Consider the following 18,034-nt stretch of genomic DNA (forward strand, 5'->3'; position numbering starts at 1 on the left):
CGCTTTATGGGGCCGCTCTCGTCGCCTGCGATATCACCTGACGCATGCCTTTGCAGTCAAGCGTAGACAGCCTGTTCCGGCATGATGAACTGCCGAGCTCATACGCAGCCACAATTTTGTCTTGTGCGCGGAACGAAAGCCCCTCACAATATAGGGATATTCCGTCAGGAGTAACAATGTCCGACAGAGATTCCGTAGCAGAGCGCGGCGCGCCGCCTGACAGATTTCCCGGCATTGAAGCGTTGTCCGCGCGGGCGTCACGCGTTGAAGATTTTAGGGCGGAAAACCGAGCGCTTACCATTCTCGCGCATGAGCTTGCGAATAATCCGCGTAATCTGTTGCCCAGATTAGCCGAGATCGCATGCGAGCTTTGCCGGGCTGATTCCGCCGGCGTCAGTATTTTTGAACCGGATGGAACTTGCCGTTCGCATGCTTGTGCCGGGCTTGTGGCTGAATGCATCGATGGTGCGGAAAGTCCTTTCCACAGTCCATGCGGCATCATGGCCGTTCGTCACACACCCGTTCTGTTACAGAACCCCGCCAGCCTGTTTCCTGATTCTCTCCAGATCCAACCACCGGTAACGGAAGCCCTGCTGGTGCCATTTTGCGATGAGGAACAGCCCGCCGGTACAATATGGGGGACGGTCCATTCGGCAGAGCGGGCATTTGATACGGAAGACCTCCGCCTGATGACCAGCCTCTCAAATTTTGCCTCGGCTGCGCACAGACTCACGCGTTCCATGGATGAGGGCACCAACATACGCAATGCTCTTGGAAGGCATGTGGAACAGCGCACCGAAGCGCTGTCGCTGGCAAACAGAACGCTTCAATATCAGATATCCGAGCGCGAGCGGATCGATGCCACCTTGCGCGAAACGCAGAAACAGCTTGAGGCTGAGGTTGCCGCCCTGAACCGGTTGCAGGAGCTCAGCACCCTTCTTCTAACCATCCCTGACCTATCCTCCGCGCTGACGGAAATACTGCAAGCGGCCACCGATCTGAACCAAGCCGACATGGGATACATCCGCTTGTACGATCCGGAACGAAAAGTCCTTTCGATTGAGGTGCATCAAGGTTTTGACGAGGTATTCATCGACCGTTTCAAAACGGTCGATGGCAGCGACGACTCGCCCTGCGCGCGCGCGCTTCGCTCCAAGCGTCGCGTGATGGTTGAAGATATTCACGCTGAGGAGCAGTCCTCGATAGACTTGCATGCCGCGGAACTGGGTCAATACCGCGCCATTCAAACCACACCCTTATTCAGCCGCGAGGGTAAGCCGCTGGGCGTTCTCTCGATCCATTTCAGGTTTCCACGCACGGCCAAACAGCGCTCAGGAATGCTGGATCTGTTTGCGCGCCAGGCGGCAGATTTCATCGAAAGCCTCCGCATCACCGAGCAGCTTCGAGATGCGGATCGACGCAAAGATGAGTTCATCGCTACCCTTTCGCATGAATTACGCAATCCACTGGCGGCGATCGACAGTGCTGCCATGTTGCTGGAATCCGCGCAACTCGACAGTGCCAAGCGTGAATGGACCATTCAGGTGGTTCGACGGCAATGCAGGACGATGAAGATCCTGCTGGATGACCTTCTGGATGTGACACGCTTCACGCTTGGCCGCGTGACCCTTAAGAAACAAATGCTTACACTGGCATCACTGATAGATTCCGCGGTCGAAACGACGCAATCCCTCATGGATGAAGCTAACCACACACTGTCAGTTACAAAACCGCCGCCGTCGCTGATGGTTAGTGCCGACCCGATCCGGCTTACGCAGGTTTTTTCCAACCTGTTATCCAATGCGGCAAAGTATACCGAAGCCGGCGGGAAGATTGCCCTCGACGTACAGCGCATCCCGGAAGGGGTGCGGATAAGCGTGACCGATAATGGGATTGGCATCGACCCATCGTCCCTGGAGGAAATTTTCGGCATGTTCTCGCAGGCAAAGGGCACGCGTCATGCGATGGCGGGCGGGCTGGGGATCGGGTTGGCCCTCGTGCGCGCGATCGCCCAACTGCATGACGGCCGGGCTTATGCCACCAGCCAGGGTCTGGGCCAGGGTTGCGCCTTTCATGTCGAACTGCCGGTAGCACGATCGGAAGTAACGCCGGAAATGACGCCGGTTTTGCCGGAGGCCGCGCAGACACCCCAGCCATACTCCGAATCTCAAGCAAAAACCCGGTTCCGCATCCTTGTGGCTGACGATAACGAGGCGGCGGCGATGGCGATTTCAATGCTCCTGCAGCGTGACGGCCATGAGATACTGATCGTTAATGATGGTGCGTCTGCAGTGCAGGAGGCCGAGAGGTTTCGACCCGCCATTGCTCTGCTGGATATCGGCATGCCTCATCTATCCGGTTATGAGGTCGCACGCCGGATTCGCGCGTCCGACTGGGGTTCGGCTATGCGGCTGATTGCCGCCACCGGCTGGGGCCAGGATAAGGATAAGAAGCTGGCGGAGGAAGCCGGGTTTGACGCTCATCTTACCAAGCCCATCAATTTCAAGGATCTGCTGGCGTTGATCGCAGGCGAATAAACTTCATGTTGCCGGATTATGCTCCGCTGCTCCGGCCCGCATGCAGACGCACCTATTTTCTTCTCCCCCGCTGTTGATATGCCGTTGGAAATCCGGCCACGGAGATACCGGCTGGATTAGCGCCGCGGCCGCGTATTGCACCACGGATGAGCCCATTTTGCGAGACGCCCGCCATAGTACATGCAGGCTTGGGTATAGTCCCACCAACAATAAGTGTGTGGTCGGACTGCCCTATGGCTCCGGCGTGGCGTGTTATGTCCCGTCTAGGGATGGGGCACAGTATTTGCCCTTAGAAGGAGGCTCGTTTCATCGATTCCACGGGAAAACTGCGGTAAATGTGGCAGAACCCCCAAAATGATCTATTCTTATTTTGCAAGCTTTACAACGTCGATCTGGGATTTTTCTAGACGTGAGGAACATTGAACGGGGCTGACGCAATCGCGCCGCGTTCTCATATTCATCTTTCGAAAGGATTGATATGAGGAAAACGCTATCTGGACACACGCCATGCCAGGCCATGCCGGCGATGACGGTCACTTCCGCAGCACTAATCTCCACGTTGATTGCCGCAGGCGCGTCAGCTGCGCCGCCCGAGCCACAGTCCAATTTCAGGTGGAAGGACGGACCGGAAGTTTATGCCAAGGTCTGCTCCTATTGCCATGATCAGCAGATCGGGCCCGTCATTCGCGGCCGTTCGCTTCCTCCCGCATATATCAGCGCCGTGGTGCGAAACGGAAACCGGGCAATGCCTGCTTTTCGCGCGTCGGAGATCGATGACGAGTCGCTGAAAAAAGTGGCTGAATACATCTCGACGAACTGAACCGGCTGGCAGTCCGCTAGCTATCGCAGGGGGCGATCAATGGACGTTCACAGACGTAATCTCATGAAAGGCGTATTGACGGGCAGCACGCTGCTGGCGCTGGGCATTCCTCCAGCCGCGGTCGCCGGCGCTGCTCCGGGCACTCCTGGCCCAAGTGGAAGAGTCCGGCTGCTGCTTGGAAGCGATATTTCGGACGCGGAATTTGCTGCGGGCGCGCGCACCGCTTTTGCCGCTAACGCTCGCCACGCCCCTGCACACACAGACGTTGCGGCTGGAAACGGTGCAAAAACGGGCTACGGCGCACTCGAGGTAGTCAAGCTAAAGGGCGCCCTGCTCAACGAATATGAAAAAGTCGCGAACTTGCTGGAAACATTCCGCGACACCCGATGGATCGCGGTGATGGATGACGGCAGTGCCGCGGTTTTCACGGAACTGGTGCGCAATGCCGGCGGCAGCATGGTATTGCTGGGCTCGCACGTTGCCTCAGCGGATGCCATCACTCCGGGCAGCCGACATGTTCCCGGGCTCCGGCATGTTTGGGCTGCCGCGTCGCCCGCCCACGCCCCAGGCAGCATCCTCGCCACGCGACTCGCCGGCGGCGAGCGGGGTTTTTCCATTGTGGAGAATTTCTTTTCCACCCAGGCGGCAACCGACAGCGTCGGAACAGACGGGTTTCTCCCCGGCTTCCTGGCGTGGCGCCGCGATGGGACGGCTTCCAACCTAGAGCTAGACCCAGACCCAACCTACCTGTATTGTGCGGGCATTTCGCCAGCGGCGGGGTGTGAATTCCTCGGCTGGAATGGAGCTTTCTCCTGGACGCCTGTTTATCAGAAATCCCCGCCTGAATCCGCCGGTCTCGGAAAAAACGGAAACAAAACAGGAAGCAAGCCCGAAGGCATGCAGCCACAAGCCGGGGCCTGGGTGGAAGCGGTCGGGTATGCGGTCATGGCCGCGGCGCTCGGCGCGGGCGCCTTTCACCAGCCCTGTTCCACGCGTGCGCATGTGCATCAGCCGGGCGCGGGCAAGAATGGCTTGACCGGCGGGGCAGCGGGCTTTACTTCTTTCGTGGTAGACCTTTAGCCTGGAGGGCGATGATGGCCGAAAAATATATTGCACTGCCCAAAGGGATATCGGAAAACACTTTCGATGCCGCCATCACCGCCTTTCGCAATGTGCTGGGGGACTCCGCTGTGCTGGTCAGCGCCAAGCAGCTTGCTCCCTACATTAAAACCATGATGCCGGTGCCCGATGCGGACTACACGCTCTCCGCCGCGCTGCTGGCCACGACTGTGGAGCAGATCCAGAAGATCCTCGCCATCTGCAATCAATACAAGGTCCCCATCTGGACCATCTCTACCGGGAAAAATCTCGGATATGGCTCCGCTGCTCCCGCCGAGCGCGGACAGGTGGTGCTCGATCTGAAACGGATGAACAAGATCCTCGAGGTGGACAAGGACCTGGCCTATGCCCTGGTGGAGCCGGGCGTCACCTATAAACAGCTCCATGACTATATTGCCGAGCACAACCTCGGATTATGGCTGTCCGTGCCCGCACCCTCAGCGATAGCAGGCCCGACCGGCAACACGCTGGACCGCGGCGTCGGCTACACGCCCTATGGAGAACATTTCATGTTCGCCTGCGGCATGGAGGTCGTGCTGGCAAATGGCGAAGTGTTGCGCACGGGAATGGGATCGCTGCCCAGCTCCAATACCTGGCAGGTTTTCAAGTGGGGATACGGTCCTTACCTCGACGGCATCTTCACCCAGTCCAATTATGGGATCGTCACCAAACTCGGCTTCTGGCTCATGCCCGCGCCGCCGGTCTACAAGCCATTCACCGTCCAGTACCAGAATGAGGACGATATTGTCGATATTGTGGAAACGATCCGTCCGTTGCGTATCGGCAACGTGATTCCGAACGCGGCGGTAATTGCGCACGCATTGTACGATGCGCCTACCAAGGCAAAACGCAGCGATTATTTCACTGGGGCCGGAGCCATTCCCGACGCCGCGGTACGCAAGATTACCAAGGATCACAACCTCGGCATCTGGAATGTTTACGCGGCCCTGTACGGCACGCAGGAGCAGGTTGACGTGAACTGGAAGATCGTGACGCAAGCGTTTGGCAGATCGGGCAGGGCTACCATCCTGACCGAGAAGGAGTTGGCGGGTGATCCCACGTTCAACTACCGGGCAGAAATCATGCGCGGGGGTATGAACCTGGTGGAGTTTGCGCTGTATAACTGGCGCGGCGGGGGCGGCTCGATGTGGTTTGCACCTGTCTCTCAAGCGCGCGGCAGCGAGACCCTGAAGCAGATGTCCCTTACCAAGCAGATTCTCGGCAAATACGGACTGGATTATTCGGGCGAATTTATCGTGGGCATGCGCGACATGCACCATATCGTCGATGTGCTTTACGACAAGACCAACCCGGAACAGGTAAAAGCGGCGTACCAGTGCTTCGATGAACTGCTGACGGTATTTTCGGAAAAGGGGTATGGGACCTATCGGGTGAACCCTGCATTCATGGATAAGGTCGCGCACACCTATGGCCCGGTGCAGCGCAATGTGCACAAGATGCTCAAGAATGCGCTGGACCCAAATGGAATCCTGGCGCCAGGGAAGTCTGGCATCCGCTGAAACCGAGGGTCGGGGCTCTCCAAGGACCGATGCGATCGGTGCCCTGCGCGTGCATGAGCCGACCCACGGGCGGCCTCCTCTTATTCATTAAAAGTCGCCATTAACAGTCGCCGCACGCATATATCTCTCACCAGAGGACGCAAATGAAGGAAATCACAGGGGCAGTGGTCCGCCAGAAGGGCGGGCCGTTTAAAATCGAGAAGTTGACGCTGGACGATTGCCGCCCGGAAGAGGTGTTGGTCAAGGTTGTGGCAACCGGGATGTGCCATACGGACATGGTGGCGCGCGACCAGCTTTACGACGTGCCGCTCCCGATCGTGCTCGGGCATGAGGGGGCAGGGATGGTCGAAGCGGTTGGAAGCAGCGTGAAAAAGGTGGCGGTGGGAGATCACGTGGTGCTGACCTATATGTGGTGCGGTCACTGCAAGCCCTGCCTGCGCGGCGACCTGACCTACTGCGAAAATTTTTACCCGCTCAATTTCGGCGGCGCGCGCGAGGATGGCAGCACTGCCACCCATGAAGCAGGAGGCAGGGCCGTTCGCGACCATTTCTTCGGGCAGTCTTCGTTTGGCACGTTTGCCGTGGTGCATGAGCGCAACGTTATCCGGGTGCCGCGCGACGCCCCCCTGGAGTTGCTGGGCCCGCTAGGCTGCGGCATCCAGACCGGAGCGGGGGCGGTCATGAATGCCCTTAAAGTCACGCCAGGCAGCAGTTTCGCCGCGTTCGGCGGTGGGGCGGTGGGATTGAGCGCCATCATGGCGGCGCGGGTGGCCGGCGCAACGACGATTATCGCTGCAGATGTGGTGCCCTCCCGGCTGCAACTGGCGAAAGAGCTGGGCGCCACCCACTCCGTCAATAGTCGCGAAACCGATCCGGTGGCCGCGGTGCGTGAAATTACCGGGGGTGGCGCCGATTTCACGCTTGAATCCAGCGGCAGGCCAGCCGTGCTGCGTCAGGCCATCGACGCGCTTGCAATCGGCGGTACGTGCGGCATCGTCGGCGCACCTGCCCTGGGCACCGAGGCGAGCTTCGATGTGAATGGCGTGATGACCGCCGGGAAGCACATCATCGGGATTATCGAAGGCGAAAGCAAACCTGATCTTTTCATTCCAGCCCTGGTCGAGCTGTATGCGCAGGGAAGATTTCCTTTCGACAAGCTGGTGAAATTCTATACGCTCGATCAGATCAACCAGGCAGCACAGGACAGCGAAAAGGGGGTGACCATCAAGCCCATCGTGCGTTTACAGCCGTAACAGCAAAGACTGGGTGCAACCGCCATGGCACGGCCATGCCGTTCCCCCGGATGCTTGTCCTGCAGCAGGCTTCCGACGTTCTCTCACCATTGCCGAACCAAAGGTGTTCCGACAAGGGCTTCTGTCCCGTTTGACACGAGGAAACGTTACCCCTTGGCAGCATGGCGGCTCGGCCTGGGGCGGCTCGAAACGGGCAATCTTCATCTCGGCCATTCCTCACAACATCCAGTTTATGGGCAGCAGCGAAATAAGCCAGAGCGCGGCGCGCTGGCTCCGCTAGTCCCGTCTAAAGAAAAAATCCACTAGAGGTACGAAAACCCGCCGCCTGCTATGTTTAATGCAGATGGCGTAGCGGAAGCCTCAAGGCGGTGCGCAGTTATTTCAGTTTAGCGTGATCTCTCAATTTGCACATTATCCATTACTGCTTCAATGGCTGTCTAGATCGTGGTGATTCTCGGAAGCGGATGTTCTTATTGCCGTGGAACAATTTTCGGAACGGATACGCAATATTGGACACGTCGAGGAAACCGGTAGGACCTGATACAGAAGCGGCGGAAAAAAATGATAGTTATTCACATCGACCAGGGTGATACAAAAATTCTCCTCCTGGGCCAGATGCTTAACCAGGTTCAAGCCAGCGAATCCGCCGCCGATAACCGCGATTCCTGTCTTCATGGTTGAGACATGAGGGGGATGGGTATGAACGGATTGGTTATGCCCGGTTGGGGTGCTGGCACGGGCAGCGGGGAGACAGGCAGAATGCTTGCCCCTCCATCAGATGTGCCGGGCGGCGTACTCGCCGGGATGACGCGCGCCGGCGCACCCAAGGCCATGTCCTCTGCTTCCACGACCCAACCCCCGCCCAGGGCCTTGTAGAGGTTTACGAGCGAATTGAAAACTCCTCCCTGAACCTCAGCCTGGGTTGTTGAAGCTTCGAACAGGGTCCGCTGGGCGTCAAGCACTTCGATAAAGCTGACATATCCTTCGTCGTATCGCAGTTCGGCCATTTCGAGATAGGTGCGCGACGCATCGACGCGGCGGTTCAAGGCGTCGAGCTGTTCGCGCGCTTTTTGCAGCCCAATCAGTGTGTCTTCAACCTCCTTCAGGGCGACCAGGATGACCTGCTGATAGTTGTGGAACGCTTGTTCACGCCGCGACTCCGCCTGTTTTACCTGCCCGGCGATGCCGCCCGCGGTGAAAATCGGTACTGACGTCACTACACCGAAGGCGGCCATGTACGCCGGCCCGATGAACATGTTAGAGAGCTGGGTGCTTGCCACCCCCAATATGCCGGTCAGGGAAATTTTCGGGAAATAGAGGGCCCGCGCCGCGCCGATCTGGGCATTGGCGGCAACGAGGTTCTGCTCCGCCTCGCTGATGTCGGGGCGGCGCGCCAGCAGTTCCGCCGGAAGCCCAGCCGCGACCCGGGGCAGCTCGAGCTGCGCGAGCGCACGGCCGCGCCGGATGGAGCCCGGATTGCGGCCAAGAAGCACCGAAATGGCATTTTCCTGTTGGCCGACTGCTGCTTCAAGCGGGGGGATCGCCGCTGCCGCGATCTCGAATTGCGATTGCATCTGGGCGAGCTCAAGCTGTGAAATGATTCCCCCTTCATACCGCATCTCGAATATCTTGAGCATCTCCGCGCGACTGGCCGCCGTCGCGATTGCGATTTCAAGCTGGCGGTCAAAAATAAGCAAATTGATGTAGGAGGACGCAACCGAAGAGACCAGGGTCAATATGGTGGCGCGGCGGAGGGCCTCCGACGCAAATAATTGAGCTCGGGCGGCCTCGGTCAGGCGCCTGACCCGGCCCCAGATGTCGAGTTCCCAATTGGCGTTTATTGATACCTGGTAGACGTTACGAAAGGCATTGCTCCCCGATTCCCCAGGAAGAGGCCAATTGAACGCCGGCGGGCGCAACCGGTCTGCGCTCGCATTACCGCTAATCTGGGGAAACAACGCTGAACGGGTGGCGCCGTAGCGCCCCTGGAATTCCTCGATACGGGCCGCCGCAATGCGGATATCCTTGTTTTCCTCCAGGGCGGTCCTGATCAGCTCATTCATGATCGGGTCACGGAATTGCTCCCACCACATGCTGCCGGCTATATCCCTGGAGGTTTTGTCGTCGAAACGGTATTTGTTCATCACCTCTACCTGAGGCTGCCGGTAATCGGGGCCCACCATGCAACCGCTCAGCGCCAGGGCCAGTGCCAAGACGGGGAACAGGAGAGGGGCATGAAATACGGGTAGACGCGGCAATTAATTCTCCCCGGTCTGATTGCGCGGCTTATCAGGCGACGCGTCTACTACTACCCCATTCAGCTCCACCGGCGGCTCTCCTTCACCCGTACCGGTACCCTGCGCGCTATTCCCGGCAGACTTGTCCTTACCTCTCATTTTCTCGGAGGCCATCTCGATCGCCCAGTAGAACATCGGGATAAAGAATATGGCGATTACGGTAGCACCAAGCATTCCGCCAATGACACCTGTACCAATCGAAATCTTGCTGTTGGCGGAAACGCCGGCCGCTATCGCCAATGGTACGCAGCCCAGGGTGAAAGCGAGCGAAGTCATGATGATCGGCCGCAAGCGGTCGCGCGCGGCATTGACGGCTGCGTCATAAACCGACTGACCTGCCGCGCGGTTCGTTACAGCGTACTCGAAGATCAGGATCGCGTTCTTGGCCCCAAGGGCAATGAGTATCGTCAACCCGATCTGGAAGTAGATGTCATTGCTGAGACCGCGCATGAAGATGGCAAGCAGCGCGCCAAACAGCGCGAACGGAACCGCGGACAGCACACCAAGGGGCAGCGACCACTTCTCGTATTGCGCCGCAAGGATGAGGAACACCATGATAAGGCCGAACACAAGCACAATGAGGGATGATCCGCCGGCTTTTTTTTCCTCGAAGGTCTGACCGCTCCACGAAATGCCGTAATCGCTGGGCAGTATCTGCGCCGCGGTTTCTTCCATTGCACTGATTGCTTCGCCGGAGCTGAAGCCGGGGGCGACATCGGCGGTGAGTTTAACGGCAGTGAAGTTATTGAACCGCGTCACCACATCCGGTCCTTTGTCAAAATGCACGGTTGCAACCGCGTTGAGCGGGACCATGCTGCCATTCTGGCTGCGCACATAGACGTAATCGATGTCCTTCGGTGTCAGGCGCGAAGCAGGTTCGCCCTGGATGATCACCTGGAACAGGCGGCTGAACTTGGTGAATTGCGACACATACGAGGAGCCAAACATCGTCTGCATGGTGCTGTATACCTCCTCGATTGGTACTCCCAATGTCTCGGCCCTCGCGCGGTCAACGTCCAACCGGAGGACCTGGGCGCTCGCATTGTAGGTCGACGTTATCTTGGACAGTTCCGGCCGCGTTCTGGCCTGTGCCAGGTATCGCTCTATTACCTGGGCGATCTGCTGGCTGTCATTGTCGCCCTTGCTCTGGATATACATCTCCATGCCGCCTGTCGTGCCCAGCCCCGGGATCGATGGCGGATTGACCGGGAGAATTATCCCTCCACCGACGCGCGCGAACTTCTCGGCGGCGTCCTTCAGCAGGGCCGGCACGCTCTGGGTATCGGCGTTATTGTCAGCATAACGCTCCTTAAAATCCTTGAGGCCCACGAAAAATGTGGCAGCGTTGCTCTTCATCTGCCCGTCCAGCAAGCTGTAGCCATCCAAAACGGCGATCGATTGCGTTGCGGGATGATTCATAAAATAATCGGTGGCGTGACGGCTGACCGCGCCGGTACGATCGAGTCCCGCCGCGTCGGGCATGAGTACAACACCCAGCAAATAGCCCTGATCCTCCGGCGGAAGAAATGAGCCGGGAATGCGTTTCAGCAACACGACGGAGAGGACGACCATGCCGGCAAACAGCAGAAGGGCGACGGCGAAGCGCTTGATGACGACCTGCACGCTGCTTGCATAGCCTTCGGTCACCCTGGCAAACCACGCATCGAACCATCTAAAAAATGCCCACTTTTCGCCGTGGTGCGGTTTGAGAAGAAGCGCGGCCAATGCCGGCGAGAGCGTCAGCGCGACCACGCCCGACAGCACAACCGAAATCGCAATCGTGATGGCGAACTGCTTGTAAAGCTGGCCGGTAATTCCCGGAATAAATGCAACCGGTATGAACACGGCGCAAAGTACGAGCACGATCGCAATCAGGGCGCCGCCGACCTCGTCCATTGCCTTCTTTGCCGCGTCCCGGGCGGAGAGGCCGAACTTGGTCATATTATGTTCGACAGCTTCCACCACCACGATTGCATCATCCACCACGATGCCGATCGTGAGTATCATGCCGAACATCGTGAGCATGTTGAGCGAAAACCCCAGCGCAGCCATGCCGCTCGCCGCGCCAATAACCGATATCGGGACCGCAATGATCGGAATAAGCGTGGCACGAAGATTCTGCAGAAACAGGAAAACGACCGAAACGACCAGCACCAGCGCCTCAAAGAAAGTATGAATCACGGACTCGATCGACGCGCGGGTGAAGGCCGTGGTATCCATGGCGATCTCATACTCGATGCCTGGCGGAAAGGATTTTTTCATCTCCTCGAGCGTCGCCCGCACGCCTTTTGACACCTCGAGTGCGTTCGCGCCTGGTTGCTGATACACCACGAGCGCAGTAGCCGGCTTACCCTGGCGTGTGGTTCGAAGGGAATAGCTTTTCTGCCCGAGTTCCGCGTATCCCACGTCTTTCAGCCGTACGATCGCCGCGCCCTCCCCGGTAGCGCGAATAATGATATCGTCGAACTCCTCCGGGGTAGTCAGCCGGCTTTTGGAGGTAATCGCAAAGGACTGCTCGACGGGATGGGCTGTGGGAGACTGGCCGATGCTGCCGACCGCGTATTGCTCATTCTGTTGCGAGACCGCTTGCCGGACATCGGTGGCCGTGATCCCTAGCGCAGCCATCCGGTCCGGCTTCAGCCAGACGCGTATGGCATAATCCGGCGTGCCAAAGACCGTTGCCTGTCCAGCGCCGGGGATGCGCTTGATGGCATCGAGCAGGTAAATGCTTGCGTAGTTGGCAACATAGACGGGTGGATAACGTTCATCTGGCGAGTAAATCGCGATGACCATCATCATGGAGGACGACTGCTTTTTCACGGCGACACCCTGTGCCTGCACTGCGGTAGGTAATAGCGGCAATGCGAGGCTGACGCGATTCTGCACTTCTACCTGTGACAGCGATGGGTCGGCGTCGATGTCGAAATAAACGGATAGCGTCATGTCTCCCGAGGATGAGCTGGACGAGGACATGTACATGAGCTTATCGGCGCCGTTCACCTGCTGCTCGATGGGCGACGCAACATTCTGCGCCGCAATCTCCGCCGAGGCGCCGGGATAAGTCGCGGTGACCGAAATCTCGACCGGTGAGATTTCGGGGTACTGAGCAATGGGCAGGTTATACAGTGCCACGGCGCCGGCGAGCGTGATGACGATGGAGAGTACTGAAGCAAATACCGGCCGGTCAATGCAGAAATGGGAAATTTTCATGGCGGCTGCACGGTATCCGGGCTATTTCGCGGATTCGTGTCGACCCTGCTTTCGACCGCGGCGCCCGATGCGCGGGCTGGTTCAGTGCCGGGGGCAGCGCCGGAGGGAACACCTGCGGCAGCACCGACCGGGGCGGGCGCATCGACGACTTTTACGATGGCACCGGGCGATAGCCTGATGGCGCCATCGACCACGACGCTCTCACCGGGAAGCAGGCCTTGATTGATAAACAACCCGTCGCCCTGCCAGTCGCCGATTTCGACTTCTCGCCGGGCGGCCTTGCCATCCTTGTCTATGACCCATACGTAGTGGCCCTTTTCGCCCTGCAACAAAGCACGCTGCGGAACGAGAATACTGTTGGGACGTATTGCACCCCTCAGGTGAACACGGACAAACTGCCCCGGCCGTAAATCGCCTTCGGGGTTGGCGAACTGAGTCCGCACCAGAAAAGTTCCAGTTTCCTCAGAAAAAGACGGTTCACTGAAGTCGATTTGGCCAAGATGGGGAAATAGCGATCCATCGGCGAGCGTTACCGCCACTTCGAAAAGATTGAGGGCGGGGAACCTGAGTAGTCCCCGTTCAATTTCCCCCCGATACTTCAGCATCTGGTTTTCCGAAACGCTGAAGTTAACCCATATGGGGTCGAGCTGGGTGACATAGGTCAGCAAACCGCCTTCCCCAATGCTCAGATAACTGCCCTCATGCTTTTTGCTGAAACTGGACAGGCCGTCGAGGGGCGAGTAGAGGGTGGTGTAACTGAGATTCAGTTCGGCGGTGGTAACCTCTCCCTGGGCGGAAAATACCGCTGCTTGCGACTGCTGCACCATTCCAACGGAATCGTCGAGGTTTTTTTTGCTCAGCGCATTTTTCTCCGCCAGGGGTTGTACCCGTGCCAGGTTAGCGCGGGCGACCGAGAGGGCGGCCTCGCGCTCCGCCAATTGGCCTTTTGCAAACTGTAGCGCAGCCTCAAAGGGCTTTCGGTCCATCTGGAACATTTTCTGCCCGGCTTTCACCACTTCGCCTTCGCTATAAAGCCGTTTTTCGAGGAAGCCCTCGACCCGGGCGCGGATCTCGACCTGGCGCGAGCTGCGGGTGTCCGCGACAAATTCCAGTTCGATCGGGATATCCCGGGGCTCGACTGTCATGGTGGTCACCTCTACCGGCGGCGGGGCGGTTACTGTCGGCTGCTTGCTGCAAGCAACCAGCAGTGTCAAAATCATGGTGACCAGCCACAAGGTGAGCGCAGTGCGGCTGGCCCACCCCATGGGACGCGCAGGATAATGCAGAGGGGCTTTTGGTCGGTTTGAGGTCATTCGATACAGGAAGAACGTTATCTAAAAGTCATACGAAACATAAAACCACGCAGCGTCATGCGGTTTCGACAGAAAAAGGTCGCAACAGGCCCAGCCATATTGTTGAACTTTTTAAAAGCGATATCGGTACGGTTCCCCACATATGAGCTTGGGCTGCGACGACAGGTAAAACGCGCTATCCAGAGGAGAGCGAACGAGGGGCAAGGGCCCAAACGGGTATAAGCGGGTACAAAGGGGCGAAACAAGGGAGCAAAAGGGGCGAAACAAGGGAGCACAAGGCCCCCCAAGCAATTGCAGTTGCACGTTCAGCCACCTCAAGCCCGAGGGCAGGGTAGGCGCGAAGAATGGAAAGAGTAGGGAATAACCGTATGTAACGGGTCGTGAAGTCCAAATCGCCCCCGACCGGAGCGGGGCAATAAGTCAAATGCGTTGCGCCGAAGGGCAGCCGGGTTTCGTCAGTCCGGTTTCAGAGCCAGGCGGCCGCTGCCGAGGAATATGATCGCAAGTCCGGATAAAAGAAAAAACGCCTGCAGTTCCAATGACCAGCCTCCCGTGTTTGTCAGCGAGAATACCTGGGCCCGGTGAGCCAGCCCGAGTGCAAATAACATGTTGCCGACAATGAGCAGGCCACCAATACGCGAGTAGGCACCCAGAATAACCATCAAGGCTCCGAAAACCTCGCCGAGATAAACTCCGTAAGCCAGCAACGATGGCAGGTTGGCGGATATGAGCATTTTGCGGATGGAATCGAGGGACCCCGGGTTCAGTACTTTGTGTACGCCGTGAAGCAGTATCAGGACGCCCACCATCAGGCGCACGATCAGTTTGCCTAGGTCATCATAGCGAGATAGCTTGAGCATTGGTGTGATTTCCTTCGATTTGATAAAAACCTGTGTCACTACTGCCCGTCATTATCTTCGACGATTTCCGTGTTGATGTAAAACTCTGGTTCGCCGGTACTCCTTACGGCAGCCCTTGCTGTTGTCTTCGCCACGCAGCCCCATGGGGCGGCCAAGCCCATCAGCCGCCCGCTGTTGCCACGCCATGATATCCATGCCTCATCTTGCTTTGGCAATGCCACCGCGTCATACTAACTCAAACCTATGATAAAGACGCGCGACACGCGTCTTTTCATCCGTCAAACCAGCGAGTAACAAGCAAGCGGGAGGCATCCGACGCCATGTGCTTCATTTTTCAGCCACATGCGAAGTAGGGAGGATTACGGATGATGCTTAAGCTGCACACCATCATTTGCAGCACCCGTCCCGGCCCGCGCGGTCCCGTTGTCGCCCAGTGGTTTCACCAGCTTGCCCGGCAGCACAACGGGTTCGACGCGGCTCTGGTTGATCTTGCGGAAGTCAATCTCCCCCTGTTCGACGAGCCGGAGCATCCCGTGCTGCAGCGCTACCGGCACGATCATACCAAGCGCTGGGCCGCAAGCGTGAATGCGGCAGATGCGTATGTGTTCGTCACCCCCGAATATAACTTCGGACCCCCTGCCCCCTCTGCTGAACGCAATGAATTACGTATACAAGGAGTGGAACTACAAACCGGCGGGCATTGTCAGTTATGGAGGAGTTTCAGGTGGCGTACGTTCCGCGTTGGTGGAAAAAATCACGCTGACCACATTGAAAATGATGCCGATGGTCCAGTCCGTCAGCGTGAAGAATATTGCCACCCGTATCGATGCGAACAACAATTTCCTACCGAACGAGCATCACCTGCATGGGGCGGAATCGCTATTGAACGAATTATACAAATGGGCGCAGGCGCTAAAAACGATGAGGCAGTGAGCAAGCCGGGCACTCGCTTGACTGTCGCTTCGCATTACCACTGATTTATGCCGCGCATCGGGCCTTTGCTTGCGCTATCGCACGATCATCACGGCGCTCTGGTTATTGGCCGCGACGCCAGGCGCGCCGGAGCCGGGAATGACAGGGTGGTTTGGTTGGAAACCCTCGCACGCGTGGAAGAGCACTGGCGCTTGAGCATGGCGGCGCACTTCGTCGAGGAGGAACGGCTGATAAGTCTTGCCAGGGAGAAGCTCGACGCTGACGCCGTGGCACGCATTCTTTCCGAACATGCTGAACTGCGCGTGCTCGCTGCAGAATCTTGTCCGCTTGAGCCGCAAGCGCGGCTGAGCCGGTTCGGCGAGCTGGTCAGCGCGCACGTACGCTACGAAGAACGCATATTTTTTCCACAGCTTCAGCTGCATGTTTAAGGCGCATTGCAGCCGACTCGTTTAGATCCAGACCGAACAATTGCATCAGAAATAAAGAAGGTGATAACGCATGAAATTCCCTGATTTTTATGAACTGGCTCCTGTCGTGCCCACGCGCGATGCGTTTGCGGCGACGCTAGGCGCGGCGCAAGATGGCCTGCTGGAATACAACTACGTGGATGCGGTGCGTCTGGCGGGACATTCGTGTCCCACGGTTGCTGGCGCCTTCCTGATTGGCCGCGCGGCTTTGGCGGCTTTATATCCGAAAGGTCCCGCCGAACGAGGCGCTGTTTCGGTGCATATGCCCGCGCCGGAAGACGAGGGCACCACGGGGGTGATGGCCCAGGTGCTGACCTTGCTCACGGGAGCCGCGGCTGATAACGGTTTTCACGGGATTCAGGGACGTTTCAGGCGGAAGGGGTTGCTCAGCTTCGCGGACAGCCGCGAGGGGGAGGCGATCATCTTCAAACGCCTCGACACCGGCGCAGCAGTGGCGGTGGAACTCGATGTTTCGCTGGTACCAGGGGACCCGGCCCAGGGGGGACGATTGATGGCCATCCTTCAGGACCGCGCGGATGCATCCCAGCGGGAGGCATTTGCCAATGCGTGGCAAGCGCGCGTCCGGCGGCTGTTGCTCGAATTCGCGGATGATCCGCGCGTGATACACGTTACGCCTGTTTCGGCATAACATCCCATAACATCCGGCTGCGTGGATAACGCAGCCCGGCGGTACGGTAACTCAGTGCTGAGGAATCGAGCCTCTCCAGGCGCCGGTTTCTTCGCCCCGGTGTTCGAGAAATTCCTTGAAACGCCTGAGATCGCCGCTTGTGCGCATCTTTACAATACCAAGCGCATCCCCGACTTCTTCGATGAACCCCTTGGGGCCATATTCCATTTTGAGCACGATCCGAGTCCTGGCATCAGATAGGTCATAGAAGCTTACGGTGCCGCTATTCTGCACCCCGCCGGTACTGCGCCAGGCAATCCGCGTGTCGGGAACCTGCTCGGTAATTTCGGCGTCCCATTCTTCCTCTTTTCCCCCTATCTCGGCGCGCCAGTGCAGGTGCGTATCGTCCAGTTGCCGAACTTCGCGCACCCCTTCCATGAACTTGGGAAACTCCTCGAATTGAGTCCACTGGTTATATGCCGTGCTCACCGGCACATCGATTTCGATGGTCTCTTCCATTGTGGACATGTTATGTCCGGGCTCGCGTGTTTTTCTGAGCTGCTTGGATAACATGACCCCGCCGGCGGCTACCGCAGCCAGCGTTACAATTTTTCCTAACATTTGTGTCTCCTTATCCTCTGTATCCTCTGCATACCAACACCCTGATTTAGTATTTGGACCTGGGAGCATGGACCCTTCCGCCCCGCCTACTTATGAACGGGCAATGACAACAAAAGTAAAATGCGACAAATCCAACCTGGGGATAAATAATATGCTGCCCTGCCTACATTATCTGTGCGGTGGTCAACGTAACGCAAGTTTAGGGGGAAAAGAAATACCTTGCGACCAGCTTCAGGTTACTTTTGGCCGCTACCCGCATGCGCCGTTTCCGGCTCGCGGCAACGGGACGAACGAAATTGTTACCGTGGCGAATGAGACAGTTCCGGCCTGGGTTGAAACAGCAGTGTCCGACACGTTTGGGAAGCGCATCGTACGCCCTAGCCTGAGCGCGGGCCATTCAATCGCATGACCCTACCTGCAGCGCCTAAGGCAGATACAACCGGGTCACCGCAGCGG

Annotated in this window: 16 protein-coding genes and 1 pseudogene; 10 read left to right on the forward strand and 7 right to left on the reverse strand. The window is 58.0% G+C overall.

The features are described 5' to 3' along the window. Positions 1–176: 176 nt before the first annotated feature. The 5 genes from BM022_RS04955 (at position 177) to BM022_RS04975 (ending at position 7,249) form a co-directional block, all read left to right on the forward strand. Positions 177–2,537, forward strand: a complete 2,361-nt coding sequence (locus BM022_RS04955) for a hybrid sensor histidine kinase/response regulator (protein ID WP_177191625.1) — start codon at positions 177–179, stop codon at positions 2,535–2,537. Between the two features lie 478 nt (positions 2,538–3,015). Beyond that, positions 3,016–3,357: a c-type cytochrome gene (locus BM022_RS04960; RefSeq protein WP_091137371.1), complete on the forward strand. Its 342-nt coding sequence runs from the start codon at positions 3,016–3,018 to the stop codon at positions 3,355–3,357. Positions 3,358–3,396: 39 nt separating this feature from the next. Next, a complete protein-coding gene (locus BM022_RS04965; protein ID WP_091137372.1) occupies positions 3,397–4,437 on the forward strand; it encodes a hypothetical protein in 1,041 nt (346 codons plus the stop codon). 11 nt (positions 4,438–4,448) lie between these two features. Beyond that, on the forward strand, positions 4,449–5,996 hold the full coding sequence (locus BM022_RS04970; RefSeq protein WP_256208939.1) for an FAD-binding oxidoreductase: 1,548 nt from the start codon (positions 4,449–4,451) through the stop codon (positions 5,994–5,996). A 143-nt stretch (positions 5,997–6,139) separates the two neighbouring features. Next, positions 6,140–7,249: an NAD(P)-dependent alcohol dehydrogenase gene (locus BM022_RS04975; RefSeq protein WP_091137375.1), complete on the forward strand. Its 1,110-nt coding sequence runs from the start codon at positions 6,140–6,142 to the stop codon at positions 7,247–7,249. Between the two features lie 426 nt (positions 7,250–7,675). Here BM022_RS04975 and BM022_RS04980 read toward each other — a convergent pair whose 3' ends face one another. The 6 genes from BM022_RS04980 to BM022_RS15420 form a co-directional block, all read right to left on the reverse strand. Further along, positions 7,676–7,924 (reverse strand): FAD-dependent oxidoreductase, encoded by a 249-nt coding sequence (locus tag BM022_RS04980; protein ID WP_218146833.1) that lies wholly within the window; start codon positions 7,922–7,924, stop codon positions 7,676–7,678. Continuing rightward, positions 7,921–9,507 (reverse strand): efflux transporter outer membrane subunit, encoded by a 1,587-nt coding sequence (locus BM022_RS04985; RefSeq protein WP_256208940.1) that lies wholly within the window; start codon positions 9,505–9,507, stop codon positions 7,921–7,923. The genes BM022_RS04980 and BM022_RS04985 overlap by 4 nt, the downstream gene beginning before the upstream one ends. After that, a complete protein-coding gene (locus BM022_RS04990) occupies positions 9,508–12,756 on the reverse strand; it encodes an efflux RND transporter permease subunit (protein ID WP_091137377.1) in 3,249 nt (1,082 codons plus the stop codon). Continuing rightward, the gene (locus tag BM022_RS04995) at positions 12,753–14,021 is read right to left on the reverse strand and encodes an efflux RND transporter periplasmic adaptor subunit (RefSeq protein WP_091137378.1); all 1,269 of its coding nucleotides are present in this window, start codon (positions 14,019–14,021) and stop codon (positions 12,753–12,755) included. The genes BM022_RS04990 and BM022_RS04995 overlap by 4 nt, the downstream gene beginning before the upstream one ends. Positions 14,022–14,524: 503 nt before the next feature. Continuing rightward, positions 14,525–14,929, reverse strand: a complete 405-nt coding sequence (locus tag BM022_RS05000; RefSeq protein ID WP_091137380.1) for a DoxX family protein — start codon at positions 14,927–14,929, stop codon at positions 14,525–14,527. 38 nt (positions 14,930–14,967) lie between these two features. Continuing rightward, positions 14,968–15,144 (reverse strand): hypothetical protein, encoded by a 177-nt coding sequence (locus BM022_RS15420; RefSeq protein WP_177191626.1) that lies wholly within the window; start codon positions 15,142–15,144, stop codon positions 14,968–14,970. Positions 15,145–15,297: 153 nt separating this feature from the next. Between BM022_RS15420 and BM022_RS16355 the strand changes: the two are divergent. The 4 genes and pseudogenes from BM022_RS16355 to BM022_RS05015 form a co-directional block, all read left to right on the forward strand. Further along, positions 15,298–15,510 (forward strand): annotated as a pseudogene (locus tag BM022_RS16355) (NADPH-dependent FMN reductase); the annotation flags it as partial. A 76-nt stretch (positions 15,511–15,586) separates the two neighbouring features. Beyond that, the gene (locus BM022_RS16360) at positions 15,587–15,862 is read left to right on the forward strand and encodes an NADPH-dependent FMN reductase (protein WP_371264295.1); all 276 of its coding nucleotides are present in this window, start codon (positions 15,587–15,589) and stop codon (positions 15,860–15,862) included. Between the two features lie 47 nt (positions 15,863–15,909). Further along, positions 15,910–16,290 (forward strand): hypothetical protein, encoded by a 381-nt coding sequence (locus BM022_RS05010; RefSeq protein WP_091137381.1) that lies wholly within the window; start codon positions 15,910–15,912, stop codon positions 16,288–16,290. Between the two features lie 70 nt (positions 16,291–16,360). Beyond that, positions 16,361–16,978, forward strand: coding sequence for a hypothetical protein (locus tag BM022_RS05015; protein WP_091137382.1), 618 nt, complete (start codon positions 16,361–16,363; stop codon positions 16,976–16,978). A 51-nt stretch (positions 16,979–17,029) separates the two neighbouring features. On the opposite strand, the gene BM022_RS05020 is transcribed toward BM022_RS05015, so the two are convergent. After that, on the reverse strand, positions 17,030–17,578 hold the full coding sequence (locus BM022_RS05020; RefSeq protein ID WP_091137384.1) for an SRPBCC family protein: 549 nt from the start codon (positions 17,576–17,578) through the stop codon (positions 17,030–17,032). A gap of 103 nt (positions 17,579–17,681) precedes the next feature. On the opposite strand from BM022_RS05020, the gene BM022_RS05025 reads away from it, so the two are divergent. After that, entirely contained in the window at positions 17,682–17,987 is a 306-nt protein-coding gene (locus BM022_RS05025; protein WP_091137385.1) for a hypothetical protein, read from the forward strand. The last annotated feature ends 47 nt before the right edge of the window (positions 17,988–18,034 follow it).

The organism is Nitrosospira sp. Nsp14, assembly GCF_900113575.1.
In the GTDB taxonomy this organism is placed as follows: Bacteria; Pseudomonadota; Gammaproteobacteria; order Burkholderiales; family Nitrosomonadaceae; genus Nitrosospira.